We start from the raw sequence: 26,819 nt of genomic DNA on the forward strand, positions 1-26,819 counted from the left end.
AATCGTCTCCTTTCATGGCTTGGCGTCGGGCAACGCGGATCGGTATGCCGACCATCTTAAGGCGAATCGGCCGCGCGGGTGGCATAGGCCGGTCGTCCGGCACGGCGGGCCGCTGCCGTCTGGGCGGCCGATCGGTATCGTATAATCGATCGTTTACGATATTTGCCCGCCGTGCGTCCGCGAGGACGGCCGGCGTTTGAAGCCGTCTCAGCCAGACATTCCCCGCACGCCATGAAAGCTGCCGAAATCCGCGAGAAATTCCTCAAATTCTTCGAATCGAAGGGCCACACGATCGTCCGCTCGTCGAGCCTCGTGCCCGGTAACGACCCCACGCTGATGTTCACGAACTCGGGCATGGTCCAGTTCAAGGACGTGTTCCTCGGCACGGACCCGCGTCCGTACTCGCGCGCCACGACGGCGCAGCGCAGCGTGCGCGCGGGCGGCAAGCACAACGACCTCGAGAACGTCGGCTACACGGCGCGCCACCACACGTTCTTCGAGATGCTCGGCAACTTCTCGTTCGGCGACTACTTCAAGCACGACGCGATCCGCTTCGCGTGGGAGCTGCTGACCACGGTCTACCAGCTGCCGAAGGAAAAGCTGTGGGTCACCGTCTACCAGGAAGACGACGAAGCCTACGACATCTGGGCGAAGGAAGTCGGCGTGCCGGCCGAGCGGATCATCCGGATCGGCGACAACAAGGGCGCGCGCTACGCGTCGGACAACTTCTGGACGATGGGCGACACCGGCCCGTGCGGCCCGTGCACGGAAATCTTCTACGACCACGGCCCGGACGTGTGGGGCGGCCCGCCGGGGTCGCCTGAGGAAGACGGCGATCGCTACATCGAGATCTGGAACCTCGTGTTCATGCAGTTCAACCGCGACGCGCAGGGCAACATGACGCGCCTGCCGAAGCAGTCGGTCGACACCGGCATGGGCCTCGAGCGCCTCGCCGCGGTGCTGCAGCACGTGCACAGCAACTACGAGATCGACCTGTTCCAGAACCTGATCAAGGCCGCCGCGCGCGTGACCGAGATCAGCGACCTCACCAACAACTCGCTGAAGGTGATCGCCGATCACATCCGCGCGTGCTCGTTCCTGATCGTCGACGGCGTGATTCCGGGCAACGAAGGCCGCGGCTACGTGCTGCGCCGGATCGTGCGCCGCGCGATCCGCCACGGCTACAAGCTCGGCCGCAAGGGCTCGTTCTTCCACAAGCTGGTGGCCGACCTCGTCGCCGAGATGGGCGCGGCCTATCCGGAACTGAAGGAAGCCGAGCAGCGCGTGACCGACGTGCTGCGCCAGGAAGAAGAGCGCTTCTTCGAAACCATCGAGCACGGGATGTCGATCCTCGAGGCGGCACTCGCCGACGTCGAGGCGAAGGGCGGCAAGGTGCTCGACGGCGAACTCGCGTTCAAGCTGCACGACACCTACGGCTTCCCGCTCGACCTCACGGCCGACGTGTGCCGCGAGCGCGGGATGACGGTCGACGAGCCGGCATTCGACGACGCGATGGCGCGTCAGCGCGAGCAGGCCCGCGCGGCCGGCAAGTTCAAGGCCACGCAGGGGCTCGAATACTCGGGCGCGAAAACCACGTTCCACGGTTACGAGGAAATCGCGTTCGACGACGCGAAGGTCGTCGCGCTGTACGTCGACGGTTCGGCCGTCAACGAAGTGAAGGCCGGCCAGGATGCGGTCGTCGTGCTCGACCACACGCCGTTCTACGCGGAATCGGGCGGCCAGGTCGGCGACCAGGGCGTGCTCGCGAACGCCGCGACGCGCTTCGCGGTGGCCGACACGCTGAAGGTGCAGGCCGACGTGGTCGGCCATCACGGCACGCTGGAGCAGGGCACGCTGAAGATCGGCGACGTGCTGCGCGCGGAAATCGACGCGCACCGCCGCGCCCGCACGCAGCGCAACCACTCGGCCACCCACCTGATGCACAAGGCGCTGCGTGAGGTGCTCGGCGCGCACGTGCAGCAGAAGGGTTCGCTCGTCGATGCGGAGAAGACCCGTTTCGACTTCGCGCACAACGCGCCGATGACCGACGACGAAATCCGTCGCGTCGAGCAGATCGTCAACAACGAAATCCTCGCGAACGCGCCGGGCATCGTGCGCGTGATGCCGTACGACGAAGCGGTGAAGGGCGGCGCGATGGCGCTGTTCGGCGAGAAGTACGGCGACGAAGTGCGCGTGCTCGATCTTGGCTTCTCGCGCGAACTGTGCGGCGGCACGCACGTGCACCGCACCGGCGACATCGGCTTCTTCAAGATCGTCGTCGAAGGCGGCGTCGCGGCCGGCATCCGCCGGGTCGAGGCGATCACCGGCGACAACGCGGTGCGTTACGTGCAGGAACTCGATGCGCGCGTGAACGAAGCCGCGGCCGCGCTGAAGGCGCAGCCGTCGGAACTCACGCAGCGCATCGCGCAGGTGCAGGACCAGGTGAAGTCGCTCGAGAAGGAGCTGGGCGCGCTGAAGTCGAAGCTCGCGTCGAGCCAGGGCGACGAGCTCGCGCAGCAGGCCACCGAAGTCGGCGGCGTGTACGTGCTGGCCGCGACGCTCGACGGCGCGGACGCGAAGACGCTGCGCGAGACGGTCGACAAGCTGAAGGACAAGCTGAAGAGCGCGGCGATCGTGCTGGCGGCCGTCGAAGGCGGCAAGGTCAGCCTGATCGCGGGCGTCACGCCGGATGCGAGCAAGAAGGTCAAGGCCGGCGAGCTCGTGAACTTCGTCGCGCAGCAGGTCGGCGGCAAGGGCGGCGGCCGTCCCGATATGGCGCAGGCGGGCGGCACCGAACCGGCGAACCTGCCGGGCGCGCTGGCCGGCGTGAAGGGCTGGGTCGAAGAGCGGTTGTAATCAGAACGACGACGGCGCCGTGCAACGCGGCGCCGTCGCCCGATGCCGGCGATGTTCGGTTCTCCCCGGCATCGCGGCGGTTTTGTCGACGTTCGGCGGTTCGTGCGGATGCCGGTCGCGGCCGGCCGGTGAGCCGCCACATCACACATCCCCCTCCCTCCATTTCGCGATTCGCTGCCGTCGCCGCGCTCAATTCGCGGAATGCGTGACGAAATACCTCGAAACACCCTGATTCCATTTGCGTGCATGTCGTTTCGGTCAATATTGTCTTGACCGATTTTTATTTCGACTCGACGAATTGGATTTCCGCGCATTTTTCCGGTGCGCCGAATGCCATCGGCCATCCATCGGCAGGCGCGGGAGAGCCGGTGGTGGCAGGGTTTGCCGTTGAGTCGGCAATCGCGATTGTTTTGTCGTGGCAGAATTTCATTCGAATGGGAATGAAATTCGAACGAGACTTATTAATAGAAGAAAATTAACTAATTTTGATACGCGTACTACAGATGGAAAGGATTGCGTTAGGTAACATTCGCCGCTGACGAATCGGGCCCCGATCGTCCTGTCAATCTCGAGTGGTGCGTTTCATGTGTGTCGTTAGGAATCTGGCTCATGTCCGGTGCTGGAACCGTTGCCGATCATGTGCCGATCGGTGTCCTTGTCATGGCGCCCACGGCACCCACGGCACCCACGGCGCCGCGCCGCTGCGGCGCCGCGCACCGTTCGGCGTCGCGCTGGCGGTGAGTGTCGGCGCCGTGCTGTTCGCCGCGCACGCGCGCGCACAAGTGCCGAACGCCGGGCAGGCAATGCGCGATATCGAAACGCCGCGCCCGACCCTTCCTTCCACCGCCGCACCCGCCCTCGACATCCCGAAGTCCGATGACGCGCAGGCGCCTCTCCCCGATACCGGCCCACGCGTGCAGGTGCGGGCGTTCACGCTCGACGGCAACCGCGTGTTCGACAGCGGCACGCTGCTGCCGCTCGTCGCTGATCTTGCCGGGCGCGACCTGAGCTTCGCCGAGCTGCAGCAGGCGGCCGCCCGAATCACGACCTACTACCGCGAGCGCGGCTATGTGCTCGCGCGTGCCTATCTGCCGCACCAGGAAATCGACGACGGCGTCGTGCGCATCGACGTGGTCGAAGGCCGCTACGGCAAGATCGAGCTGAACAACCGCTCGCGCGTGCTCGATATCGCGGTGCGGCAGCCGCTGGCCGGCATCCGCCCGGACGGCGTCGTGCGTGGCGGCGAGCTCGAGCGCAGCCTCGTGCTGCTGGACGATCTCGCCGGCGTCTCGGCACGCGGCACGCTGCGCCCCGGCGACGCGGCGGGCACGACCGATCTCGTCGTCGATGTCGACAAGGGGCCGTTCGCAACCGGCTCGCTCGAGTTCGACAACTACGGCGATGCCTCCACCGGCCGGTATCGGCTCGGCGGCAGCGTCAACGTCAATTCGCCGTTGCGGCTCGGCGATCAGTTGAGCCTGCGCGGCCTCGTCAGCAACGAGTGGCAGCGCTACTACCGTACCGGCTACCAGGTTCCGGTGGGCCCGCTGTCGACGCGGCTCGGCGTCGCGTATTCGGAAATGCACTACCGGCTTGCCGGCGAGTTCTCGGATCTCGAATACCACGGCCGCGCGAGCGTGCAGAGCGTGTTCGTCGCGCAGCCGCTCGTGCGCGGCCGGCATCTGGACCTCACCGCGCAGATCCAGTACGAAAACAAGAATCTGCACGACACCTACGGCATCTTCGATCTCCAGGCGGACAAGAACGTCGGCCTGTGGAGCTTCAACCTGAGCGGCAGCAGTGAGGACCGCTGGTTCGGCGGCGGCCGCAACGGCCTGTCGGTGACGTTCGGCGCCGGCCGGCTGCGCAGCAACGATGCGATCGGCATGAATGCCCTCGCGAAGACGATCGGCTCGTTCTCGAAGCTGAACGTCAGCGCGCTGCGCGTGCAGTCGCTCGGTCGGCGCTTCCAGTTCTATGCACAGTTCAACGCCCAGCTCGCGTCGCGCAACCTCGATTCGTCCGAGAAATTCAGCCTGGGCGGCCCGTACGGCGTGCGTGCATACGGGTTCAGCGCCGGCAGCGGCGACCAGGGCTGGCAGGCGAGCGCGGAGCTGCGCTATCGCGCCGCGCCGGGGCTGCAGCTCAGCACGTTCATCGACACGGGCCGGGTGCAGCTCAACAAGCAGCCCTGGACGCGCGAGCGCAATACGCAACATCTGCACGCGGCCGGCGTAGGCGCAGGCTGGTACGGCGCGACTCGTCAGGTCACGCTGGCCGCGGCATGGGCACTCGGTTCACCGTTCGCTTCGCCGACGCGTGCGCCGAGCGTCTGGGTTCAGGCCGCTCAGTATTTCTGAGCGAATTCTGTAGCACCACCCCCGGCAACGGGGACATAGTGATAAAACAAATGAGGATTCCAAAATGAACAACGCGTATTCGCTGGTATGGAACGACGTGCAGGGCGGCTGGACCGTGGCAGGGGAAACGGCCCGCCGTCGCGGCAAGCGCTCGGGCGGCAAGCGCGCGATCGCGGTGGCGGCATCGCTGCTGGGGCTGGTGGCGACGGGCGCGCACGCGCTGCCGACGGGTGCGGCGATCGTGGGCGGCAAGGGCGACATCGCGACGTCGCCGGACGGCAAGGCGATGTCGGTGAACCAGCACACGGACAAGCTGATCACGAACTGGCAGGACTTCAGCATTGCAGGCGGGGAGCGCGTGTCGTTCCATCAGCCGACGGACAAGTCGATCGCGCTGAATCGGGTGATCGGGACGAACGGCAGCCAGATCCAGGGTCAGCTGGATGCGAACGGCAAGGTATTTCTGGTGAACCCGAACGGGGTGGTGTTCGGCAAGGGCGCGCAGGTGAACGTGGGCGGGCTGGTGGCGACGACGCGCAACATCTCGGACGCGGATTTCATGGACGGGAAGTACCGGTTCACGGGCACGTCGAAGAACGCGGTGGTGAACGAAGGGACAATCACGGCCGCGGAAGGCGGGAGCGTGGCGCTGCTGGGCGCGCAGGTGTCGAACAGCGGGACGATCCAGGCGAAGCTGGGGCGCGTGGCGCTGGCCGCGGGCAATACGATGACCGTGAATTTCGACGGCAACGGGCTGCTGAACCTGCAGGTTGACGATGGCGCGGTGGACGCGCAGGTGAACAACGGCGGCCTGCTGAAAGCGGACGGCGGCGAGGTGCTGATGACGGCGCGCGCGGCAGGTTACCTGCTGGGCGCGGTGGTGAACAACACGGGGACGATCGAGGCGAAGGGACTGAATTCGCGCAGCGGGAAGATCACGCTGGAAGGCGAACTGGTGAAGGTGGCCGGCAAGCTGGATGCGAGCGGGCAGGAAGCGAACGCATCGGGTGGGGTGGTGACGACGCGCGGCGAGCGTGTCGAGGTGGCGAACGACGTGCAGGTCGACACGCGCGCGCCGGGCGGTCGCACGGGCGCATGGAAGATCGAAGCCGCGAACGCCGGCGTGGGACTGAACGGCAATTCCAGCAAGTCGGGCAGTGACGCGCTCGACGCGGCTACGCTGTCGCGCGCGTTGGGCACGACGAATGTCGAGCTGGCCAATACGAAGGGCAACCTGACGGCAGATGGCTCGGTGAACTGGGCGAGCGACAACACGCTGACGCTGACGTCGCAGCATGGCGACGTGGATCTGAAGAAGTCGCTCGACGCGAGCGGCGAGAACGCGGGGCTGACCGTGAACGCGGCGAAGCAGATCCGCGTGCATGACAAGGTGACGCTGACGGGCCGCAACGCGCACCTGGAACTGAACTCGGGCAGCGGTCACACGCTGACCAACGCCAATGCGGTGGTCACGCTGTCGGGCCAGAACGCGTCGTTCCGCGCGAACGGCGAGGACTATACGGTGATCCACGACCTGGCCGGGCTGCGCAACGTGGACGCGAACCTGTCCGGCCGTTACGTGCTGGGCAATGCGATCAAGGGCAGCGGCCGCTTCCGCAGCATCGGCGGCTCGAACGGGTTCGGCGGCGTATTCGACGGCTTCGGCAACACGGTCAGCGGCTTGACCATCTACAACGACGCCGATGCGGACAGCGTAGGCTTGTTCGGGACCAACTGGGGGCGCATTGCCAACCTGAAGCTGCAGGGGATCACCGTCAACGGCGTGTCGTCGTATGCGTATGGCCAGCCGCTTTTCGTGGGCTCGCTGGTCGGTATCAACCTCGGCACCCTCTCGAACGTCGCCGCGCGTGACGTGCTGGTCACGGGCACGGGCAGCGGCACAACGATTCTCGGCGGCCTGGTCGGCTGGAACCTGAGCGGCCAGATCGATCGCGCGTCGGTGTCGGGGCGCGTCGAGGGCGACCGCAGCACGACCAAGATTGGCGGCCTGGTGGGCGAAAACCTGACGGTGTTGCCGCCGGATGTGGGCGAGGCGACGATCACCAATAGCGCGGCCGACGTCCAGGTCGTGGTCAAGGGCATGACGCCGGGCCGCTTCGTCGGCGCGGGTGGCCTGGTCGGGCGCAACACCGGCCTGATCGCCGGGTCGTCGAGCACCGGTTCCGTCCAGGTGGACGGCGAAGGCGCCGTGGTCGGCGGCCTCGTCGGTATCAACGACGTCAACGGCAAGACCCGCGGCACGATCCGTGCATCGAACTCGTCCAGCGAGGTCAAGGCGGCCGGCAACGCGCAGGCGGGCGGCCTGGTCGGCGTCAACAAGGCGCTCGTCGACGCGTCGTCGGCGAGCGGTGCGGTGACGGCCGGCGCCAACAGCCGCGTGGGCGGCCTGGTCGGCAGCAACGACGGTGACGTGCTGGCGTCGAAGGCGTCCGGCAAGGTCACGGCCGGCAACGGCAGCTCGGCCGGCGGGCTGATCGGCGCCAATGGCGGGACGGTCAACGGATCCCGCGCGAGCGGTACCGTGACGGTGGTGGGGGCAGGCAACGCCGGCGGCCTGGTCGGTTTCAGCTACGGTCGCAACAGCCGCGTATCGGGCTCGAGCGCGACGGGCGACGTCTTCGCCGGGTCCGACAGCTCGGTCGGCGGGCTGGTGGGCTTCCTCCAGGACGGCACGGTCGAATCCTCGTCGGCCAGCGGTTCGGTGAAGGGCGGCGATCGCAGCTACATCGGCGGGCTGGTCGGCACGAACTACTCCGGCACCGTCAGCGGCTCGTCGTCGTCGAGCACGGTGAGCGGCGGCATGTACGCGAAGCTGGGCGGGCTGGTCGGCTTGAACGGGGGCTGGGTGCTGGATTCCACCACGTCGAGCAAGATCGTCATCACGCCGGGCTACCTTCAGACGTTCGGCGCGCTTGCCGGCGGTAATTCCGGCGTCCTGAAGGGAAACAGTGCAACCGGCGATGCGGCCGGCGTGAAGCTGGTCGGGATCGCGTATCGCTGATCGTCCGGTCTGCTGAAGTCATGAAGTGATGAACCGCGCACCGTCGCGCTTCGCATGGGCGAAGGGTGACGGTGCGCCACATCCGTCGTTCCCGACGACGGATCTCTGAAACCCGGTTACATGAAATGGCCCGATCGGCATGCACTTGCCGGCCGGGCCATTTCCGTTTGTCCGTGCCGCGGACGTCAGACGGGCAGCGCTACGCCGCGACCCGGCGGACTGGCCGGGGCGCCCGGGATCGCTTCGCGAGCCGACGCCTGCAGCACGTCCCGCAACGCACCGAGCGCGGCGGACGCGTGGCCGTGCCGCCAGATCAACAAGGTGTCGATTGCGTCGAAAGCCGGAACGGCATGCAACGCCAGGTTCTCGACCTCCGGCTGCCGGTCGAGCACCGAGCGCGGCGCCACCGCGACGCCCGCGCCCGCGGCGACGCAGGCGACGATCGCATGGTACGAGCCGAGTTCCAGCACCCGCGCCGGCTTGACGCCATGCGCCGCATACCATTGTTCGGCATGGCTGCGGTACGTACAGCCGCGTTCGAACGCTATCAGCGTCGGCAGCATCACGTCACGCGGCGAGCGGACCGGCGGATGGCCGCGCGGCGTGAGCAGCAGGAGTTCCTCGCGGAACACCTGCACCGTGTCGAACATGTCCGGCAACGCGTCCGGCGCGGGCGGCCGGGCGACCAGTGCGGCGTCGATCTCGAACGCGCGGACCTTGTCGATCAGCCAGCCGGTCGTGCCGGTCACAAGTTCGAGCGTGACCTCCGGCCAGGCCTGGTGGTAGCGGGCGAGCACGGCGGGCAGTCGGCTCGCGGCCGTGCTTTCCATCGCGCCGAGCCGCAGCCGGCCGCGCGGCCGGTCCTCGCGCACCGCGTGGCGCGCCTCGTCGGCGAGCGCGAGCAAGCGTTCCGCATACGGCAGCAGCGTCTCGCCAGCCGGCGTGAGCACCAGCCGGCGGCCGTCGCGCACGAACAGCGCCGCGCCGAGTTCTTCCTCGAGCTGCTTGATGCGCGTCGTCACGTTCGACTGCACGCGATTGAGCTTCGCCGCCGCGCGCGTCACGCCGTTCTCGCGCACGACGGCCCGGAAAATCGCCAGTGCCGCCAGGTCCATGATTCTCTCCGGGAGATATGTGGATTCTTAATTATTCATTTTTAGAGAACGTTTGGTCAAGCTACGATACAAGCGTTCCGATTTCCGTTCCGGCCGGCGCGCACCGCGTGCGGCCCATGCCGCCATGTCCCGTTCCGATGCGCCGAGTGCCGCCGCCGGCACCCACCTGTCCGATGACGCCGACCGCCGCGCCCGCGCGGCCGCGCTCGCCTGCATGATCGGGCTCGCGGTCGCGCTCGGCGTCGGCCGCTTCGCGTTCACGCCGCTGCTGCCGTTGATGCTCGCCGACGGGTCGATCGGCCTGAAGGCCGGCAGCTGGCTCGCGTCGGCGAACTACGCGGGCTATTTCGTCGGCGCGGTCAGCTGCGCGGCGGTGCGGGTCGCGCCCGCGCGGATGGTGCGCTTCGGGCTCGCCGCCACCGTGCTGCTGACCGCCGCGATGGGTGTCGGCCATCTGCTTTCGGCATGGCTCGTGGTGCGCTTCGTCGCGGGTGTCGTCAGCGCGTGGACGTTCGTGTTTGTGTCGCAATGGGGGCTGCGGCGGCTCACCGAGCTCCACGCGCCCGAGTGGAGTGGGGTGATCTACGCGGGGCCCGGTGTCGGCATCGTGCTGACGGGGCTGATCGGCGGCGCGCTCGCCGGCCATCGCGCGGCGCCGGGCTGGCTCGGCTTCGCGGCGCTGTCCGCGGTGCTGTCGGTCGCGATCTGGCGCGTGTTCAGCACCGCGCCGGCAGTTGCGCCGCAGGCCGCGCCCGGCCGGCCTGCGGCGACGGCCGCCGCACCGCACGACGCCCGGCGCCATCGCGCCGACGCCGCGTGGCTCGTCGTGCTGTACGGGATGCCGGGCTTCGGCTACATCATCACCGCGACGTTCCTGCCGGTGATCGCGCGCGCCGCGCTGCCGGCCGGCTCGCCGTGGCCGGACCTGTTCTGGCCGATGTTCGGCGCGGCGCTGATCGTCGGCGCGATCGCCGCCGCGCGGCTGCCCGGCCACTGGGACAATCGGCTGCTGCTCGCCGCCGGCTGCGCGACGCAGGCGCTCGGGATCGCGGCGGGCATCGTGTGGCCGAACGCGGCCGGCTTCTCGGTCGGCAGCGCGCTGCTCGGCCTGCCGTTCACCGCGATCACGCTGTTCGCGATGCGCGAGGCGCGGCGGCTGCACGGCGAGCGCGCGGCCGGGCTGATGGGCTATGCGACCGCGTCGTACGGGGTCGGGCAGATTCTCGGTCCGCTCGTCGCCGCGCCGCTGACCGCGCGTTTCGGGTCGTTCTCGCCGGCGCTGTGGGTCGCGGCGGGTGCGTTGCTCGTCGGGGCCGCCGGCTTCGCGGCGACCGCCGCGCACGGGCGCGCGCGACCTTGACGCGATCGGGGCCGGATCGTCTGCGGCGCGGGCAAACTCGCTAGAATGAAGCCTTTCCCGCGCCGAGCGGGCGTGAGGCGGCCTGCGGGCCGCCGCCGGCGTCCGCCAGATCCCCATCGATGACCACCGCCGACTACCGTTTTTGCCCGCGCTGCGCGAGCCCGCTCACCGAGCGCGCCGATCCCGAACACGAGGGCGGCCGCGTCCGCCGGGCCTGCCCGGACGACGCGTGCGGCTACGTGCACTGGAACAACCCGCTGCCGGTGGTGGCCGCGATCGTCGAACTTGACGGCAAGATCCTGCTCGCGCGCAACGCTGCGTGGCCGGAAGGGATGTTCGCGCTGATCACCGGCTTCCTCGAGAACGGCGAGACGCCCGAGGACGGCATCGCGCGCGAGGTGTTCGAGGAAACCGCGCTGAAGGCCGAGCAGGTCACGCTCGTCGGCGTCTATGAATTCATCCGCAAGAACGAGCTGATCATCGCGTACCACGTGCGCGCATCGGGCACCGTCGCGCTGTCGCCGGAGCTGCTCGAATACCGGCTCGTCGATCCGCCGCTGCTGCGCCCTTGGCGGGCCGGCACCGGCTACGCGCTGGCCGACTGGATGCGCGCGCGCGGCCTCGATTTCGAATTCGTCGATCGAGCGGGGCAGTGACGGCCCGCGCCGCTCCCGGTATTCCATCCGTCGCGCCGCGCACGCTCGCGTCGCGGCATCTCGCCGTTTCCCGGCGTGCCGTCCCGCGCGGCCGCCGCGCGGCGTCCCACTCGTCCTGACCGCCATCGCCATGTCCGACAAGCCGCAGCCGCGTCCGCGCGACGCCTATCGCCACTTCCTGCCGATCACGACCCGCTGGATGGACAACGACGTCTACGGGCACGTGAACAACGTCGTCTACTACAGCTACTTCGACACCGTCGTGAACGAATACCTGATTCGCGCGGGCGTGCTCGACGTCGAGCACGGGCAGACGATCGGGCTCGTGGTCGAGACGCAATGCAACTACTTCGCGTCGCTCGTGTTTCCGCAGTCGGTCGACGCGGGGCTGCGCGTCGCGAAGCTCGGCACGTCGAGCGTGCGCTACGAGATCGGGCTGTTCGCGGCAGGGGAGTCCTCGCCGGCGGCGCAGGGGCATTTCGTGCACGTGTACGTCGATCGCGGCACGCGCCGCCCGGTGCCGCTGCCGGATGCGCTGCGCGCGGCGCTCGAACCGCTCGCCGGCTGACAGGCGCGCGGTGCTGCACGCGTTCGCGCTCCAGGCGTTCAACGGCCTCAGCTACGGGTTGCTGCTGTTCATGCTGTCGGCCGGCCTGACGCTGATCTTCAGCGTGCAGGGCGTGCTCAACTTCGCGCATGCGAGCTTCTACATGCTCGGCGCGTACGTCGGCTACAGCATCGCGGCCGGTGCGGGTTTTTGGCCCGCGCTCGTGCTCGCGCCGCTCGCGGTCGGCCTGCTGGGCGCCGGCCGCGAGCGCTGGCTGCTGCGCCGCGTGCAGGCGCGCGGCGGCCACACGAGCGAACTGCTGCTGACCTTCGGCCTCGCGTACCTGATCGGCGAGGGCGCGAAACTCCTGTGGGGCCTCACGCCGCTGCCGGCCCCGGTGCCGCCGTTGTTCGACGGCGCGCCCGTGACCGCGTTCGGCCTCGCGCTGCCGCGCTACCGGCTCTTCATGATGGCGATGTCCACGGCGATGCTGGTCGCGCTCGGCGTGCTGCTGCGCGCGTCGCGCATCGGGCTCGTCGTGCGCGCCGCGCTCACGCACCGCGCGGCCGTCGAGGCGCTCGGCTACGACGTGCCGCGCGTGATGACGGGCCTGTTCGGCGCGGGCACCGCGCTCGCGGCGCTGGCCGGCGTGATCGGCGCGCCGCTCGCGGTGATCGAACCGGCGCTGGCCGAGACGGTCGGGTCGGTGGTGTTCGCGGTGGTCGTGATCGGCGGGCTCGGTTCGCTCGGCGGCGCGTTCGTCGCGTCGCTCGCGGTCGGTTTCTCGCAGACCTTCGCGGCGTCCAGCGACACGTCGCTGCGCGACCTCGCGCACTGGGCGGGCGTCGCGCTGCCCGACAGCGTCGCGGCCGTGTCGATCGCGCAACTCGCACCGCTGGTGCCGTACCTGCTGCTCGTCGCGGTGCTGGTCGCCCGTCCGCGCGGCTTGTTCGGCGAGCGTGTCGATGGATAGCCGCAGGCGGGCCGGCGCGCTGCGCTGGGTGCTGTTCGCCGCGTGCGTCGCGCTGCCCGCGTGGCTGTGGCCGCATGGCGCGGTGCTCGGCTATCTCGCGCAGACGGCCGCGCTCGTCGTGCTCGCGCTGTCGTACAACCTGCAGCTCGGCACGACCGGGCTGCTGTCGTTCGGTCACGCCGCGTTCGCGGGCCTCGGCGCGTTCGCCGCCGCGCACTGGTTCAATCATGTCGGCGGCCCGCTGCCGCTGCTGCCGCTCGTCGGCGGCGTGGCGGGCGCCGGCTTCGGGTTCATCGTCGGGCTGCTCGCGACACGCCGCGCGGGCACCGTGTTCGCGATGATCACGCTCGGTCTCGCCGAATGCGTCGCGGCCGCCGCGTGGAGCATGCCGGCGTGGTTCGGCGGTCTCGGCGGCGTGCCGATCGACCGCGCGAGCGGCACGCCCTGGGGCGGCTGGCAGTTCGGCGCGCCGGCGCAGGCCTACGCGGTGATCGCCGCGTGGTGCATCGTGTCGGCGCTGGCGATGCATGCGCTGACCCGCACGCCGCTCGCGCGGCTCGCGAACGCGGTGCGCGACAACCCCGCGCGCGTGGCGGCGCTCGGCACCGAGCCGCGCCGCGTGCGGCTCGCGATGGTCACCTGCGCGTCGTTCTTCGCGGGTATCGCCGGCACGCTGACGCTGATCGACGTCGAGATCGCGACGCCCGACAGCCTGTCGATGGCGCGCTCGGCGACCGTGCTGATCGCCGCGGTGATCGGCGGCACGGGCACGTTCTTCGGGCCGGCGGCCGGTGCCGTGGTGCTGACCGCGCTGAGCGTGGTCGTCGCGGGCGTGTCGCGTGCATGGGCGCTGTATCTCGGCGTGCTGTTCGTCGTGGTCGTCGTCGCGGCGCCCGGCGGGATCGCGGGCGTCGCACAGACGCTCGCGCATGCGTTGCGCCGCGACGCGCCGGCCGCCGAGCGCTGGCGCGTGCTGTGCGGCGTCGGCGCGTGCGTGTTCTGGGGCGTCGCGATCGTCTGCGCGGCCGAGCTCGGCTACGCATGGCGCTTCGCGCAGGACGACGGCGCCGGCAGCGCGTTCGGCGCGTGGGGCATCGATGCCGATGCGCCGGCCAGCTGGGTCGTCGCGTGCTCGGCGGCCGGCATCGGCACGCTGCTGTGGGGCTGGCGCGCCCGGTTGATGCACCACGGGCACGGCAAGCGGGAGGACGGGCGATGAACGGCAACGCGATCGCGCTGCACGGCATCGTGCAGCGCTTCGGCGCGCAGACGGTGCTCGACGGAATCGAGCTGAGCGTCTGCGCCGGCGAGCGTCACGCGCTGATCGGGCCGAACGGCGCGGGCAAGTCGACGCTGTTCGGCGTGATTGCCGGCGCGACGCGGCCCACGCGCGGGCGCGTCGTGCTGCACGGCGTCGAGCTGCGCGGGCGCGGGCCGGTCGTCGCGAGCCGGCTCGGCATCGGCCGCAGTTTCCAGCAGACGAGTGCGTTCGCGCGGCTCTCCGTGTTCGACAATCTGCGCTGCGCGGCGCTGCATGCGCCGGACGAGCGGCGGCGCTGGTGGAACCGGCTGCGCGAATCGGCGTCGGTCGATCGCGCGGCCGCGCAGGTGCTGCACGACATCGGCCTCGATGCGCGACGCGACGCGCCGGCCGGCGAACTCGGCTACGCGGAACAGCGCGCGCTCGATCTCGGCATCGCGCTCGCGAGCGGCGCGCGCACGCTGCTGCTCGACGAACCGACGGCCGGCATGAACCGCGACCAGGCCGCGCGGATGATCGCGCTGATCCGCGCGACGACGCAGGGCCGCACGGTGCTGATGATCGAGCACGACATGGATGCGGTGTTCGGCTTCGCCGAGCGCGTGACGGTGCTGGTGCGCGGCGCGGTGGTCGCGACCGGTGCGCCCGACGCGATCCGCGCGGACCCGGCCGTGCGCGCCGCCTATCTCGGCGCCGCCGCATGAGCGCGCTGCTCGACATTCGCGGCCTGCGCGCGTGGTACGGGATGCAGCCCGTGCTCGACGGCGTCGATCTCGCGCTCGCGCCGGGCGAGAGGCTCGCGCTGCTCGGGCGCAACGGCTCGGGCCGCTCGACGCTCGCGAAGGCCGTGATGGGGCTCGTGCGCACCGCGGGCTCGGTGCGCGTCGGCGGCGCCGAATGCGCGGGCGCCCGCACGTTCGAGATCGCGCGGCGCGGCGTGGCTTACGTCGCCGAAAGCCGCGACGTGTTTCCGCTGCTGAGCGTGCGCGAGAACCTGCGGCTCGGGCTGCGCGGTGTGCGCGGCGCGGCCGAACGCGCGGCGCTCGACCGGCTGCTCGCGCGCTTTCCGCTGCTGGCCGCGCGGATCGACGTGAAGGCCGGGCGGCTGTCAGGCGGCGAGCAGCAGGTGCTCGCACTGGTGCGTGCGCTTGCCGGCCGCCCGCGCGTGCTGATCGTCGACGAGCCGGCCGAAGGGCTCGCGCCGCTCGCGGTCGACGAGGTCGGTGCGTGCCTCGCCGCGCTGCAGGCCGACGGCGTCGCGATCCTGCTGATCGAGCAGCGGCTGCAGCTCGCGCCGCGGCTCGCGCAGCGCGTCGCGGTGATGGGGCGCGGACGGATCGTCTATGACGGCGCGCTCGACGGGCTCGGTGGGGACGTCGTCAGTGCGTGGCTGAGCGCAGGCTGAGCGCTGGCTGAATGCAAGCGCGCCGATTGTTCGGCAAACCCCGCCAGTCAATTCGTGTCGAGCCGCTTTATCGCTGCGGCGCAGCACCTTACATTGCCAGTCATGCCGGTGCGCCGCATTCGCGCGGCAACCGGCGCCCATCCATCGAAAGTCTTCCGACTGAGGAATGAAATCATGAGCAAGCTGACAAACAAGGTTGCGATCGTCACGGGCGGGTCCAAGGGCATCGGCGCCGCGATCGCGAAGGCGCTGGCCGCCGAAGGTGCGTCGGTCGTCGTCAACTACGCGAGCAGCAAGGCCGGCGCCGACGCCGTCGTGAGCGCGATCGTCGAAGCGGGCGGCCGCGCGGTCGCGGTAGGCGGCGACGTGTCGAAGGCAGCGGACGCGCAGCGCATCGTCGATGCCGCGATCGAGAACTATGGCCGTCTCGACGTGCTGGTCAACAATTCCGGCGTCTACGAATTCTCGCCGATCGAGACGATCACCGAAGAGCACTATCGCCGGCAGTTCGATACGAACGTGTTCGGCGTGCTGCTGACGACGCAGGCCGCCGTCAAGCATCTCGGCGAAGGCGCGAGCATCATCAACATCAGCTCGGTCGTGACGAGCATCACGCCGCCCGCGAGCGCCGTGTACAGCGGCACCAAGGGCGCCGTCGACGCGATCACCGGCGTGCTCGCGCTCGAGCTCGGCCCGCGCAAGATTCGCGTGAACGCGATCAACCCGGGGATGATCGTGACCGAAGGCACGCACAGCGCGGGCATCATCGGTTCGGATCTCGAAACGCAGGTGCGCAACGACACGCCGCTCGGCCGCCTCGGCGAACCGGGCGACATCGCGTCGGTCGCCGTTTTCCTCGCGTCGGACGATGCGCGCTGGCTGACCGGCGAGCGCCTCGTCGCGAGCGGCGGGCTGCACTGACCCGCGAGGTCGGCGCGCGCCGCTACGCGATCATCGCGAGCGCGTTCGCGCCGACATGCCAGCGCAGGCTCTCGACGACGAGCGCGTGATCGTGTTCGTCGTCGAGCCCTGCGATCGTCATCGCGCCGACGAGTGCGCCACCGATTGCACCACCGATTGCGCCGCCGGCAACCCGCAACGGCACGCCGCCGCCGTCGAGCGCATAGTCGGCGTCCGACAACCCCTGCGAAGCCAACGACCAGCCGGCACGGCGAAAGCGCGCGCCGACCTCGAGCGAGCTGACGCCGAACCGCAATACCGTGTTCTGCCGGCGGCGGATCGCGTCGCTGTCGTCGGCGCGGCTGCCGTCGAGCGCGCAATAGAACAGCGGTGCGGCTTCACCGACGATGCCGACCGCGATCGGCAGCCCGCGCCGCGATGCGAGATTGATTGCGATGTCGCCGAGCCGGCGCGCGACGTCGGCATCGAAGTGCGGCAGCATCGGCGCCGCCGCGGTGTCGCCGCAAGGCGCGGGTGCGAAGCGCGGGAAGGGGATGGCCATGGCAGCTCCGTGTCGTCGCAAGTCCGGCCCGTGCGCACGCGCGCCGCGTCGTGCGCCGGCCGTCGATCGTTCAGCACATCAACGTGTCAGCGCTTGGGCGCCGCGTCGAGCATCCACTCGTGCGCGGGATCGTTCCTGAACGCCCATGCGCGGCTCGGCCCGGCCATCACGTTCAGGTAGTACAGGTTGTAGCCGTGCGGCGCGACCACCGGGTGATAGCCGCGCGGCACCATCACCACGTCGTGGTTCTCGACCGCGCACGCTTCGTCGAGGCTGCGATCGTCCGTGTACACGCGCTGGAACGCGAAACCCTGCGGCGGATCGATCCGGTGGTAATAGGTTTCCTCGAGCGACGTTTCGTCGGGCGCCGCGTCGCGATCGTGCTTGTGCGGCGGGTAACTGCTCGAATGGCTCGCGGGCGTGATCACTTCGACCACCAGCAAACGGTCGGCAGCCGGGTTGTCGCCCATCAGGATGTCGCACACGTAGCGCGTGTTGGTGCCTTGCCCGCGCACCGTGCGGCGCATCCGTTCGCCGTCGAGGCGCTGCACGCGCTTGTCGCCGCTCGCGTAGGGCGCGGTGCACAGCGCAACCTCCGCGTCGCGCGTCGCGACCAGCGTGACGGTCTTGCCGCCCGGCACGTACAGCGCGTCCGGCGACACCTCCTCGAACACGCTGTCGCGCTTGCCGAGCGCATCGTAGGTTTCGCCGTCGACTTGTGCGCGCAGCGTGCCCGTGAGCACGACGACGCACAGTTCGCGCGCGCCCGTGTCGAGCGTTTCGGTGTCGCCGGCCTTCAGGCGCAGCGCGCGAAAGCCGACGTGTTTCCAGCCGGCCGACTCGGGCGTCACGTTGCAGATTTCGCGGCCGGCGGATGCCTTGACCAGCAGGGGAGAAATCGTCATAGAACGGGGCTCCACAATGGGGAGAATAGCGGGGATGACAGCGCTCACGCGCTCAACCGGTCGACGATCGCGCGCAGCGACTCGTAGCCCTTCTTCGCATACTGATAGCTTGGCGCGACGGCCGGGTCCTGCTCGGCCTCGACGACGAGCCAACCTTCGTAGCCGGCATCCTTCAGCGTGCGCAGCGTCGCTTCGTAGTCGAGCGCGCCGTCGCCCGGCACCGTGAAAGTGCCGTTGATCACGCCGTTCAGAAAGCTCCAGCCGCCGTTGCGCGCCTGCGTGACGACCTGCGGTCGCACGTCCTTGCAGTGCACGTGCACGACGCGCGACACGTGCTTCCTCAGCAGTGCGACCGGATCGGCCGCGCCGCCGAAATATGCGTGACCCGTGTCGAACAGCAGGAACACCTTCGCGGGATCGGTCAGCGCCATCAGGCGGTCGACGTCGGCCGGCGATTCGACGTAGGCGCCCATGTGGTGATGGTAGGCGAGCTTGATCCCGTAGGTCTCGAGCAGGTGCGCGCCGAATGCGTCGAGGCGCGCCGCGTAGCGCCGCCAGCTTTCATCGTCGACGAAGCGCGGCCGCTTCGCGACCGGCGTGTCGATGCTGCCCTGGATCGTCCCCGCGCATTCGCCGTACACCACGACCTTCACGTCGTTGATCTGCAGCTTCGTCATGTGCGCGCGGCAGCGCTCGATCTCGGCGGCGACCGCGTCGGCATCGCTCATGCCCGGCTCGACTTCCGCGAGGAAGCCCGAATACCAGCCCGACACGCATACGAGCCCGAACTCGGCGAGCTTGGCCTTCAGCTCGGGGCCCGTCTTCGGAAACTTGTTGCCGAGCTCGAAGCCCGCATAGCCGATCTCGGCGCCTTCCTTCAGCGCCGTCTCGAGCGGCGTCTCGCCGCCGAGCGACGGCAAGTCGTCGTTCATCCATGACAGGGGATTGATACCGATGCGAACGTTCCAGCTCATGACGTGCTTCCTTGGTTCGGTTGTTGTTTTCGCGGGGCGGCCCAGGGAAAGGGAAAACGGTTCAGCGCCGCTGCCGGGTTTTCTCGTCGAGATACGCGTGGTGCGCGCGTTCGACGCCGGCGCGGGCGGACACCTGCGGCACCGCGACTTCCCACCACGCGCCGCCGTCCGCGGTCGTGCGCTCGTGCGTCGTGTCGATCACGAGCACCTGGCTCGTCGTGGCCGCGCGCGCACGCTTCATCTCGCGGCGCAGCTCGCCGACGTCGCGCACGTGCACGGCTTCGGCGCCCATCGCGCGCGCATGCATCGCGAAGTCGATCGTCGAGCGCTCGCCGCCTTCCGGCACGCAGTCGTCGAGCATGTTGTTGAAGCTCGCGCCGCCGCAATTCAGTTGCAGCCGCTCGATGCAGCCGTAGCCGCGGTTGTCGAGGATCACGACGATGAGCTTGCGACCGAGCATCACGGAGGTCGCGAGTTCCGCATTGAGCATCATGTACGAGCCGTCGCCGACGATCACGATCACTTCGCGCTCGGGCCGCGCGAGCTTCGCGCCGAGGCCGCCCGCGATCTCGTAGCCCATGCACGAGTACGCATAGTCCATGTGGTAGTTGCCCGGCACGCCGCTGCGCCACAGCTTGTGCAGCTCGGCCGGCAGCGTGCCGGCCGCGCACACGACGAGATCGTCGCGCGCGCTGTCGCGCCCGGCGTCGGCCGCGGAGTCGCGCACCGCGCCGATCACTTCCGCGTCGTACGGCAGCGTGTCGTTCGGCACGCACGTGGTCAGCTCGGTCACGCGCGCGTTCCACGCGGCGGCCTGATCGCGGTTCGCGGCGGTCCATCCCGCATCGGCGCGCCAGCCCGCGAGCGCGGCGGACAACTGGCCGAGGCCGGTGCGCGCATCGGCGATCAATTGCCGGCCTCGCTTCTTGCCCGCGTCGAACGGCTGCACGTTCAGGCTCAACAGCGTGGCATGGCCGAACAGCGCGTGCGAGCCGGTCGTGAAGTCCTGCAGGCGCGTGCCGACCGCGAACACCACGTCGGCCTGCGCGGCCGCGCGGTTCGCGGCGGGCGAGCCCGTCACGCCGATCGACCCGAGGTTCAGCGGGTGGTCCCACGCGAGGCTGCCCTTGCCGGCCTGCGATTCGGCGACCGGCACGCCATGCGTGTCCGCGAACGTGCGCAGCGCGTCCCACGCCTGGCTGTACAGCACGCCGCCGCCGGCGACGATCAGCGGCTTCTTCGCGGCCTTCAGCACGTCGAGCGCATCCGCGAGTTCGAGCGCGTCGGCCGGCGGCCGGCGCATCCGGATCACCGGCGGCGCGAAGAAGTCCTCGGGCCAGTCGTACGCGAAGGTCTGCACGTCCTGCGGCAGCGCGAGACACACGGGGCCGCACTGCGCGGGATCGGTCATCACCTGGATCGCGCGCGGCAGCGCGACGAGCAGCTGCTCGGGCGACGTGATCCGGTCGAAGTAGCGCGTCACCGGCCGGAAGCAGTCGTTCGCGCTGACGTCGCCCTGTTCGAAATCCTCGACCTGCTGCAGCACCGGGTCGGGCAGCCGCGACACGAACACGTCGCCGGGCAGCAGCAACAGCGGCAGCCGGCCGACGTGCGCGAGCGCGGCCGAGGTCAGCATGTTGGTCGCGCCGGGGCCGATGCTCGACGTCGCGGCCATCATCCGCTGGCGGAAATTCGTCTTCGCGAACGCGACGGCCGCATTCGCCATGCCTTGCTCGTTGTGCGCGCGGAACGTTGGCAGCCGGTCCCGTTCGGCGTGGAGCGCCTCGCCGAGCCCGGCGACGTTGCCATGACCGAAGATCGCGAACACGCCGCCGCAATACGGCAGGATCTCGGTGCGGCCGTCCGGCTGGACGACTTCGGCGCGCAGGGCGGCCAGGTAGCGCACGAGCGCCTGGCTGACGGTCAGTCTCACGGTGGTGGTCATCGTCTGTCGATAGGAAAGAGTCGGGTGGTCGTCACAGGCGCCGGCATCAGGCCGCGGCGGCGCGCGCGGCGGCACGGCGGCCGAGCCACGCGTCGACCAGCTGCGTGAAATTGCCGGCCACTTCGTCGATCAGCGCCTGGTCGTCGCTCTGGCCGGCGAGCCAGCGCAGCGACGCATCGGCCCACAGCGTGCGGCCGACCATGAAGCCCTTGACGATCGGGTTGGTCGCCGAGCGGAAGCTGTCGACCAGATACTGCAGCGGCTGGTTCAGCCCGAGGATCACCGCGCCGCGGCAGTGGTGGTCGCGCTCGGCCACGAGCGTCTCGAGCCGCGCCCAGCCGTCGGCGCTCAGCGGCGGGAGCTTCCACCATTCGGGCATCACGCCGAGGTTGTAGAAGCGCGCGACCGTGCGCAGCACCGCGTCGTCCTCGGTGCCGGCCGGCGTGACCGCGCGCGGGGGAATCATTTCGAGCAGCAGCTCGTTGCCGCTTGCGCGCGTGGCTTCCCACAATTCCAGTACGCGCTGCTCCTGCTCGACGCGCAGGTCGACGTCGTCGTCGGGGTGGTAGTGGACGAGGCACTTCACGACCTGTTCGGTCGGCCAGTGCGTGAGCGACGAGCCGACCGAGCGCGTGTCGTCGAAACGCAGTGGCCGCGAGCCGGGCAGCTCGACGGGGCGGCCGACCCACCAGCCGCGCCCGGTGGCCTGCGCGAGCGCGTCGCGGCCGTAGGCGCCGCCGTCGATCAGCACGCCGACGTGGCCTTCGAGATGACGATCGCGCTCGACCTGTTCGACCGCGCGCACGAGCAGGCGCTTGAGCGTCTTGATCTGTGCTTCGTCCGCGCCGGCCTGCACCGCGAGTTCGTAGAACTGGCTGCGATGGTCGAACGCCATCACGCACAGCTCGTCCCAGTCGCGGCGCGGCACCGTCACGCGATGCAGATGCGCGAGCGTGCGGTCGGCGTCGACCTGCGGGTGGCGGCTGCCGCCGAACCAGTGAGCGAGCTCGGCCGGCGTCGGCATCGCGGCCGAGCACGCGTGGCGCGACACGACGATCGCGCCGCACGCATTCGCGATGCGCGTCGCTTCGGCCCAGTCGCGCCCGCGCAGCAGGCCCGACAGCAGGCCCGACAGGAACGCGTCGCCCGCGCCGAGCACGTTCAGGACTTCGACGCGTTCGCCGTGGAAAGTCGGTGCATCGTCGATGCGGGCGGGGACGTCGCCCTCGATCACGCAGCAGCCGAGCGCGCCGCGCTTGACCACCAGCACTGCGCCGCTCGCGCGGCGCACGGCCTGAAGCGACGCGATCAGCTCGTGCGGCACGCCGCCCGCGATCAGGAATTCCTCCTCGGTGCCGACCAGCAGGTCGAATTCGCCGAGCACCTGCTGCAGCTGTCGCGTGACCTGCGCATCCGGCACGTAGCGGTTCTCGCCCGCGCCGCGCGCGGTCAGCCCCCACAGCACCGGCCGGTAGTCGATGTCGAGGACGCGCACCACGCCGCGGCGGCGCGCATAGCCGAGCGCGGTCAGCGACGCTTCGCGGGTGGCCGGCGTCGACAGATGGGTGCCGGTGATCGCGAGCGCGCGGCAGCCGGCGATGAAGTCCTCGCGGATCTCGTCGGCGCGCACGGCCATGTCCGCGCAGTTCTCGCGCACGAACAGCAGCGGGAACGTGTCGCGGTCCTTCAGCCCGAGCAGCACGAGCGCGGTCAGGCGTTCCGGATCGGTCTGCAGCTGGCTCGTATCGCAACCTTCGCGCTCGAGCGTCTCGCGCACGAAGCGGCCCATCTGCTCGTCGCCGACGCGCGAGATCATCGCGGTCTTCAGCCCCAGCCGGGCGACGCCGAACGCGACGTTGCCCGACGAGCCGCCGAGATACATCTGGAAGCTGCGCGCGTCCTCCAGGCGGCTGCCGTACTGCTGCGCGTAAAGATCCACGGCGACGCGGCCGAGGCAAGCGAGATCGATGGGGCGGTCAGTCGGAAAGTTCAACGGGCTCATATCAGGTATCACGCTCGCGGCCGGCGTTCGACCTGGCCGGCGGATTGAGGGGACCGATTCCACGACAGTTCTGACGGCTCCGCGTCACGTATGCCGCACGGCACGAGAACGCCTGCCGCAAGGAATCGGGCTACGGAACGGAGTCTAGACTTTTTGGAAATCCAGTTCCCTAGGTGAAATCACGTAGAAATAAATTTCCAAATTCTCGAGGAAGTGATCTACAGTTTCATCCGGATGCTTCGGTCCGTATCGGACGCGATGCCGACGGCGCGCAACGCGCCGCTTTCCGCCCCCGGAGATGAGGAGACAGAGTGATCATGAAGACCAAGCTGATGGCCGCCGCGGCCGCCGCGATCCTGACCATGCCGCTCGCGCATGCCGAGAAGATCGGCGTGACGATGGCATCGTTCGACGACACGTTCCTGACGATCCTGCGCAACAGCATCGGCGACGCGGCGAAGAAGGACGGCGCGACCGTGCAGATCGAGGATGGCGGCAACGACGTCGGCAAGCAGTTGAGCCAGGTCCAGAACATGATCGCGCAGAAGGTCGACGCGATCATCGTGAATGCGGTCGACACCGACGCGACGCCGAAGATCACGAAGATGGTGAGCGCCGCGAAGATTCCGCTCGTCTACGTGAACCGCAAGCCGGTCGACTTCGACAAGCTGCCGGCCGGCGTCGCGGTGGTCGCGTCCGACGAGAAGCAGTCGGGCACGCTGCAGGCGCGCCAGGTGTGCAAGCTGCTCGGCGGCAAGGGCGACATCCTCGTGCTGATGGGCGAGTTGTCCAACGAGTCGGCACGTGCGCGCACCAAGGACATCGAGGACGTGATCGCGACCAAGGACTGTTCCGGCATGAAGATCGTCGACAAGCGCGAAGGCAAGTGGAGCCGCACGCAGGGCCAGGACATCACGATGAACTGGCTGAGCTCCGGGACGAAGTTCGACGCGATCGTGTCGAACAACGACGAAATGGCGATCGGCGCGATCAACGCGCTGAAGGCCGCGCGCAAGCTGACGCCGAAGACGGTCGTCGCGGGCATCGACGCGACGCCGGACGGGCTCGCGGCGATGAAGAGCGGCGAGCTGAAGGTGTCCGTGTACCAGAACGCGGCCGGACAGGGCGCGCAGGCCGTCGCGACCGCGCTGAAGCTGGCGAAGAAGCAGCCGGTCGACCGCTACGTGAACGTGCCGTTCGAGCTCGTCACGCCGGAGAACATGAACCAGTACGCGAAGCATTGACCGGTTTTTCCGCTGAACTGCGCGGGCCCGGCGCGTCCGGGTTCGCGTGTGACTTTCGAGGAACGTCCATGTTTACAGCCAGGATGGCGCGCTCGATGGCCAACGAAGGCGCGCCGGCCGCGTCGCTCGCCGCGCCGGGTTCGTCCGGTGCGCCCGTCGCCGACTGCTTGCTCGAGGTGCGCGGCGTCGGCAAGTCGTTTCCCGGCGTCGTCGCGCTCGACGGCGTGCAGTTCCGCGTGCGCCGCGGCACCGTGCATGCGCTGATGGGCGAGAACGGCGCCGGCAAGTCGACGCTGATGAAGATCATCGCCGGCGTCTACACGCCCGACCAGGGCGAGATCCTGATCAACGGCGAGCCCGTCGTGCTGAGCGGCCCGCTCGACGCGCTCGATCGCGGGATCGCGATGATTCACCAGGAACTCAACCTGATGCCGTACATGACGGTCGCGGAGAACATCTGGATCCGCCGCGAACCGAAGAACCGCTTCGGCCTGATCGATCACGCCGCGCTGCGCCGCCGCACCGCCGCGCTGTTCGAGCGGCTGTCGATCGACATCGATCCGGAAGCCGACGTGCGTACGCTGACCGTCGCGAGCCGCCAGATGGTCGAGATCGCGAAGGCCGTGTCGTTCGACTCCGACGTGCTGATCATGGACGAGCCGACCTCCGCGCTGACCGACAAGGAGGTCTCGCACCTGTTCCGGATCATTCGCCAGCTGCGCGAGCAGGGCAAGGGCATCGTCTACATCACGCACAAGATGAACGAGCTGTTCGAGATCGCCGACGAGTTCTCGGTGTTCCGCGACGGCAAGTACATCGGCACGCACGCGTCGACCGACGTCACGCGCGACGACATCATCCGGATGATGGTCGGCCGCGAGATCACGCAGATGTTCCCGAAGGAGGACGTGCCGATCGGCGAGGTCGTGCTGGCCGTGAAGAACCTCGGCGTCGACGGCGTGTTCCGCGACGTCAGCTTCGAACTGCGCGCGGGCGAGATCCTCGGCGTCGCGGGCCTGGTCGGCTCGGGGCGCTCGAATGTCGCGGAGGCGCTGTTCGGCGTGGTGCCGGCGACCGCCGGCGAGATCCGGATCGACGGCAAGCCGGTGCGCATCACGACGCCCGCGCAGGCGATGAAGCACGGAATGGCGTTTCTCACCGAGGATCGCAAGGACACCGGCTGCTTCCTGAATCTCGACCTGCTCGCGAACATGGAAGCGGCCGTGCTCAGCAATCGCTACGTGAAGTTCAATTTCGTGCGGCAGGCGCAGCTGAAACGCGACTGCGAGGCAATGAGCCGGATGTTGCGCGTGAAGACGCCCGGGCTGCACGAGGAAATCCAGAACCTGTCGGGCGGCAACCAGCAGAAGGTGCTGATCGGCCGCTGGCTGCTCACGCAGCCACGCATCCTGATCCTCGACGAACCGACGCGCGGGATCGACGTCGGCGCGAAGGCCGAGATCCATCGCCTCGTCAGCGCGCTCGCCGGCAAGGGCGTCGCAGTCCTGATGATCTCGTCGGAGATGCCGGAGGTGCTCGGCATGAGCGACCGCGTGATGGTGATGCACGAAGGCCGGATGACCGGCATCGTCGAACGCAAGGACGCCGACCAGGTCCGCATCATGGACCTGGCCTCGCGCTGAGCCGAAACAAGATTGGAGACAAAGCAATGGGCAACCTGAACCCGGTCGCGGACGCGCAGTCCCTGACGATCAAGACGCGGCACGCGAAGTGGCCGCCCGAACTGAGCATCTTCCTGGTGCTGGTGGGCATCAGCCTGTTCTTCGAGGTGATCGGCTGGCTCGTCGTCGGCCAGAGCTTCCTGTTCAACGCGGAGCGGCTCGAGATCATCGTGCTGCAGATGGCCGTGATCGGCATCATCGCGGTCGGCGTGAACCTCGTGATCATCACCAGCGGGATCGACCTGTCGTCGGGCTCGGTCGTCGCCGCGGCGGCCGTCGTGTCGGCCAGCCTCGCGCAGGTGTCCGATTTTCCGCGCGCGGTGTTCCCGCACCTGACCGACTTGCCGGTCATCTGGCCGGTGCTGGCCGGCGTGTGCGTCGGGCTGCTGGTCGGCCTGCTGAACGGTTCGCTGATCGCGCTGACGGGCATCCCGCCGTTCATCGCGACGCTCGGCACGATGGTCGCTGCGCGCGGCTTCGCGAAGTGGTTCACCAACGGCATGCCGGTGTCGATGCTGACGGACCCGTTCGCGGCGATCGGCGCGGGCGCGAACCCGGTGATCATCTTTCTCGTGGTGGCCGCGATCTTCCACGTCGTACTGCGCTACACGCGCTTCGGCAAGTACACGTATGCGATCGGCGCGAACCGTCACGCGGCCGTCGTGTCGGGCATCAACGTGACGCGCCACCTGGTGTTCGTCTATGCGATCGCGGGCCTGTTGAGCGGGATTGCCGGCACCGTGACGGCCGCGCGTGCGATCTCCGGCCAGTCGGGCATGGGCGTGATGTACGAGCTCGACGCGATCGCGGCCGTCGTGATCGGCGGTACGTCGCTGTCGGGCGGCCTCGGGCGCGTGACGGGCACCGTGATCGGCGTGCTGATTCTCGGCGTGATGACGTCGGGCTTCACGTTCATCCGGATCGACGCGTACTACCAGGAGATGGTCAAGGGCGCGATCATCGTCGCGGCCGTGATCGCCGATCAGTACCGCAACAAGAAGTCGCGCCGCTGAGCGGCCGATACCGATACCCACGTCATTCGGAAAGAAG

General features: G+C 69.1%; 21 protein-coding genes. 15 read left to right on the forward strand and 6 right to left on the reverse strand.

Translation table 11 applies throughout. The features are described 5' to 3' along the window. The first annotated feature begins 231 nt into the window (after positions 1–231). The 4 genes from alaS (at position 232) to ABIC50_RS04240 (ending at position 8,238) form a co-directional block, all read left to right on the forward strand. Positions 232–2,856 (forward strand): alanine--tRNA ligase, encoded by a 2,625-nt coding sequence (gene alaS, locus ABIC50_RS04225; RefSeq protein ID WP_269016840.1) that lies wholly within the window; start codon positions 232–234, stop codon positions 2,854–2,856. Positions 2,857–3,125: 269 nt separating this feature from the next. Beyond that, on the forward strand, positions 3,126–3,335 hold the full coding sequence (locus ABIC50_RS04230) for a hypothetical protein (RefSeq protein WP_354161825.1): 210 nt from the start codon (positions 3,126–3,128) through the stop codon (positions 3,333–3,335). A gap of 324 nt (positions 3,336–3,659) precedes the next feature. Then, the gene (locus tag ABIC50_RS04235) at positions 3,660–5,216 is read left to right on the forward strand and encodes a ShlB/FhaC/HecB family hemolysin secretion/activation protein (protein WP_471686040.1); all 1,557 of its coding nucleotides are present in this window, start codon (positions 3,660–3,662) and stop codon (positions 5,214–5,216) included. Between the two features lie 64 nt (positions 5,217–5,280). Further along, positions 5,281–8,238: a two-partner secretion domain-containing protein gene (locus tag ABIC50_RS04240; protein ID WP_354161830.1), complete on the forward strand. Its 2,958-nt coding sequence runs from the start codon at positions 5,281–5,283 to the stop codon at positions 8,236–8,238. Between the two features lie 185 nt (positions 8,239–8,423). On the opposite strand, the gene ABIC50_RS04245 is transcribed toward ABIC50_RS04240, so the two are convergent. After that, complete coding sequence (locus tag ABIC50_RS04245; RefSeq protein ID WP_354161833.1) at positions 8,424–9,353, reverse strand: LysR family transcriptional regulator; 930 nt, start codon at positions 9,351–9,353, stop codon at positions 8,424–8,426. A 124-nt stretch (positions 9,354–9,477) separates the two neighbouring features. On the opposite strand from ABIC50_RS04245, the gene ABIC50_RS04250 reads away from it, so the two are divergent. From ABIC50_RS04250 to ABIC50_RS04285, 8 genes are all read left to right on the forward strand, one after another. Beyond that, positions 9,478–10,713, forward strand: a complete 1,236-nt coding sequence (locus ABIC50_RS04250; protein ID WP_354161836.1) for a YbfB/YjiJ family MFS transporter — start codon at positions 9,478–9,480, stop codon at positions 10,711–10,713. 119 nt (positions 10,714–10,832) lie between these two features. Then, positions 10,833–11,369, forward strand: coding sequence for an NUDIX domain-containing protein (locus ABIC50_RS04255; RefSeq protein ID WP_011656614.1), 537 nt, complete (start codon positions 10,833–10,835; stop codon positions 11,367–11,369). 130 nt (positions 11,370–11,499) lie between these two features. Next, a complete protein-coding gene (locus ABIC50_RS04260) occupies positions 11,500–11,937 on the forward strand; it encodes an acyl-CoA thioesterase (protein ID WP_175744543.1) in 438 nt (145 codons plus the stop codon). A 13-nt stretch (positions 11,938–11,950) separates the two neighbouring features. Continuing rightward, a complete protein-coding gene (locus ABIC50_RS04265) occupies positions 11,951–12,889 on the forward strand; it encodes a branched-chain amino acid ABC transporter permease (protein ID WP_354162181.1) in 939 nt (312 codons plus the stop codon). Next, entirely contained in the window at positions 12,882–14,108 is a 1,227-nt protein-coding gene (locus tag ABIC50_RS04270; protein WP_354161841.1) for a branched-chain amino acid ABC transporter permease, read from the forward strand. Before ABIC50_RS04265 ends, ABIC50_RS04270 begins: the two co-directional genes overlap by 8 nt. Then, positions 14,105–14,854, forward strand: a complete 750-nt coding sequence (locus ABIC50_RS04275; RefSeq protein WP_175700738.1) for an ABC transporter ATP-binding protein — start codon at positions 14,105–14,107, stop codon at positions 14,852–14,854. The genes ABIC50_RS04270 and ABIC50_RS04275 overlap by 4 nt, the downstream gene beginning before the upstream one ends. Beyond that, positions 14,851–15,555: an ABC transporter ATP-binding protein gene (locus tag ABIC50_RS04280; protein ID WP_175701655.1), complete on the forward strand. Its 705-nt coding sequence runs from the start codon at positions 14,851–14,853 to the stop codon at positions 15,553–15,555. Before ABIC50_RS04275 ends, ABIC50_RS04280 begins: the two co-directional genes overlap by 4 nt. Before the next feature lie 174 nt (positions 15,556–15,729). Beyond that, the gene (locus ABIC50_RS04285; protein WP_126227574.1) at positions 15,730–16,476 is read left to right on the forward strand and encodes a glucose 1-dehydrogenase; all 747 of its coding nucleotides are present in this window, start codon (positions 15,730–15,732) and stop codon (positions 16,474–16,476) included. A gap of 22 nt (positions 16,477–16,498) precedes the next feature. Here ABIC50_RS04285 and ABIC50_RS04290 read toward each other — a convergent pair whose 3' ends face one another. The 5 genes from ABIC50_RS04290 to ABIC50_RS04310 all read right to left on the reverse strand — a co-directional run bounded on the left by ABIC50_RS04290 (position 16,499) and on the right by ABIC50_RS04310 (position 22,843). Further along, complete coding sequence (locus ABIC50_RS04290; RefSeq protein ID WP_354161844.1) at positions 16,499–17,017, reverse strand: heme-degrading domain-containing protein; 519 nt, start codon at positions 17,015–17,017, stop codon at positions 16,499–16,501. 86 nt (positions 17,018–17,103) lie between these two features. After that, positions 17,104–17,922, reverse strand: coding sequence for a 5-deoxy-glucuronate isomerase (gene iolB, locus ABIC50_RS04295; RefSeq protein WP_354161847.1), 819 nt, complete (start codon positions 17,920–17,922; stop codon positions 17,104–17,106). Positions 17,923–17,966: 44 nt separating this feature from the next. Continuing rightward, positions 17,967–18,896, reverse strand: a complete 930-nt coding sequence (iolE, locus tag ABIC50_RS04300) for a myo-inosose-2 dehydratase (protein ID WP_175680594.1) — start codon at positions 18,894–18,896, stop codon at positions 17,967–17,969. A gap of 61 nt (positions 18,897–18,957) precedes the next feature. Then, complete coding sequence (gene iolD, locus ABIC50_RS04305) at positions 18,958–20,841, reverse strand: 3D-(3,5/4)-trihydroxycyclohexane-1,2-dione acylhydrolase (decyclizing) (RefSeq protein WP_354161851.1); 1,884 nt, start codon at positions 20,839–20,841, stop codon at positions 18,958–18,960. Between the two features lie 46 nt (positions 20,842–20,887). After that, positions 20,888–22,843 carry a bifunctional 5-dehydro-2-deoxygluconokinase/5-dehydro-2-deoxyphosphogluconate aldolase gene (locus ABIC50_RS04310; RefSeq protein ID WP_354161854.1) on the reverse strand — a complete coding sequence of 652 codons (1,956 nt, stop codon included), beginning with the start codon at positions 22,841–22,843 and terminating at the stop codon, positions 20,888–20,890. Between the two features lie 317 nt (positions 22,844–23,160). Here ABIC50_RS04310 and ABIC50_RS04315 point away from each other — a divergent pair, with 317 nt between their 5' ends. From ABIC50_RS04315 to ABIC50_RS04325, 3 genes are all read left to right on the forward strand, one after another. Continuing rightward, a complete protein-coding gene (locus ABIC50_RS04315) occupies positions 23,161–24,087 on the forward strand; it encodes a sugar ABC transporter substrate-binding protein (RefSeq protein WP_105830837.1) in 927 nt (308 codons plus the stop codon). Between the two features lie 68 nt (positions 24,088–24,155). Next, the gene (locus ABIC50_RS04320) at positions 24,156–25,730 is read left to right on the forward strand and encodes a sugar ABC transporter ATP-binding protein (protein WP_354161858.1); all 1,575 of its coding nucleotides are present in this window, start codon (positions 24,156–24,158) and stop codon (positions 25,728–25,730) included. A gap of 26 nt (positions 25,731–25,756) precedes the next feature. Then, the gene (locus tag ABIC50_RS04325; protein ID WP_006753148.1) at positions 25,757–26,782 is read left to right on the forward strand and encodes an ABC transporter permease; all 1,026 of its coding nucleotides are present in this window, start codon (positions 25,757–25,759) and stop codon (positions 26,780–26,782) included. Positions 26,783–26,819 lie beyond the last annotated feature (37 nt).

Origin of the sequence: Burkholderia sp. 567 (genome assembly GCF_040545115.1) — a bacterium.
In the GTDB taxonomy this organism is placed as follows: Bacteria; Pseudomonadota; Gammaproteobacteria; order Burkholderiales; family Burkholderiaceae; genus Burkholderia; species Burkholderia ambifaria.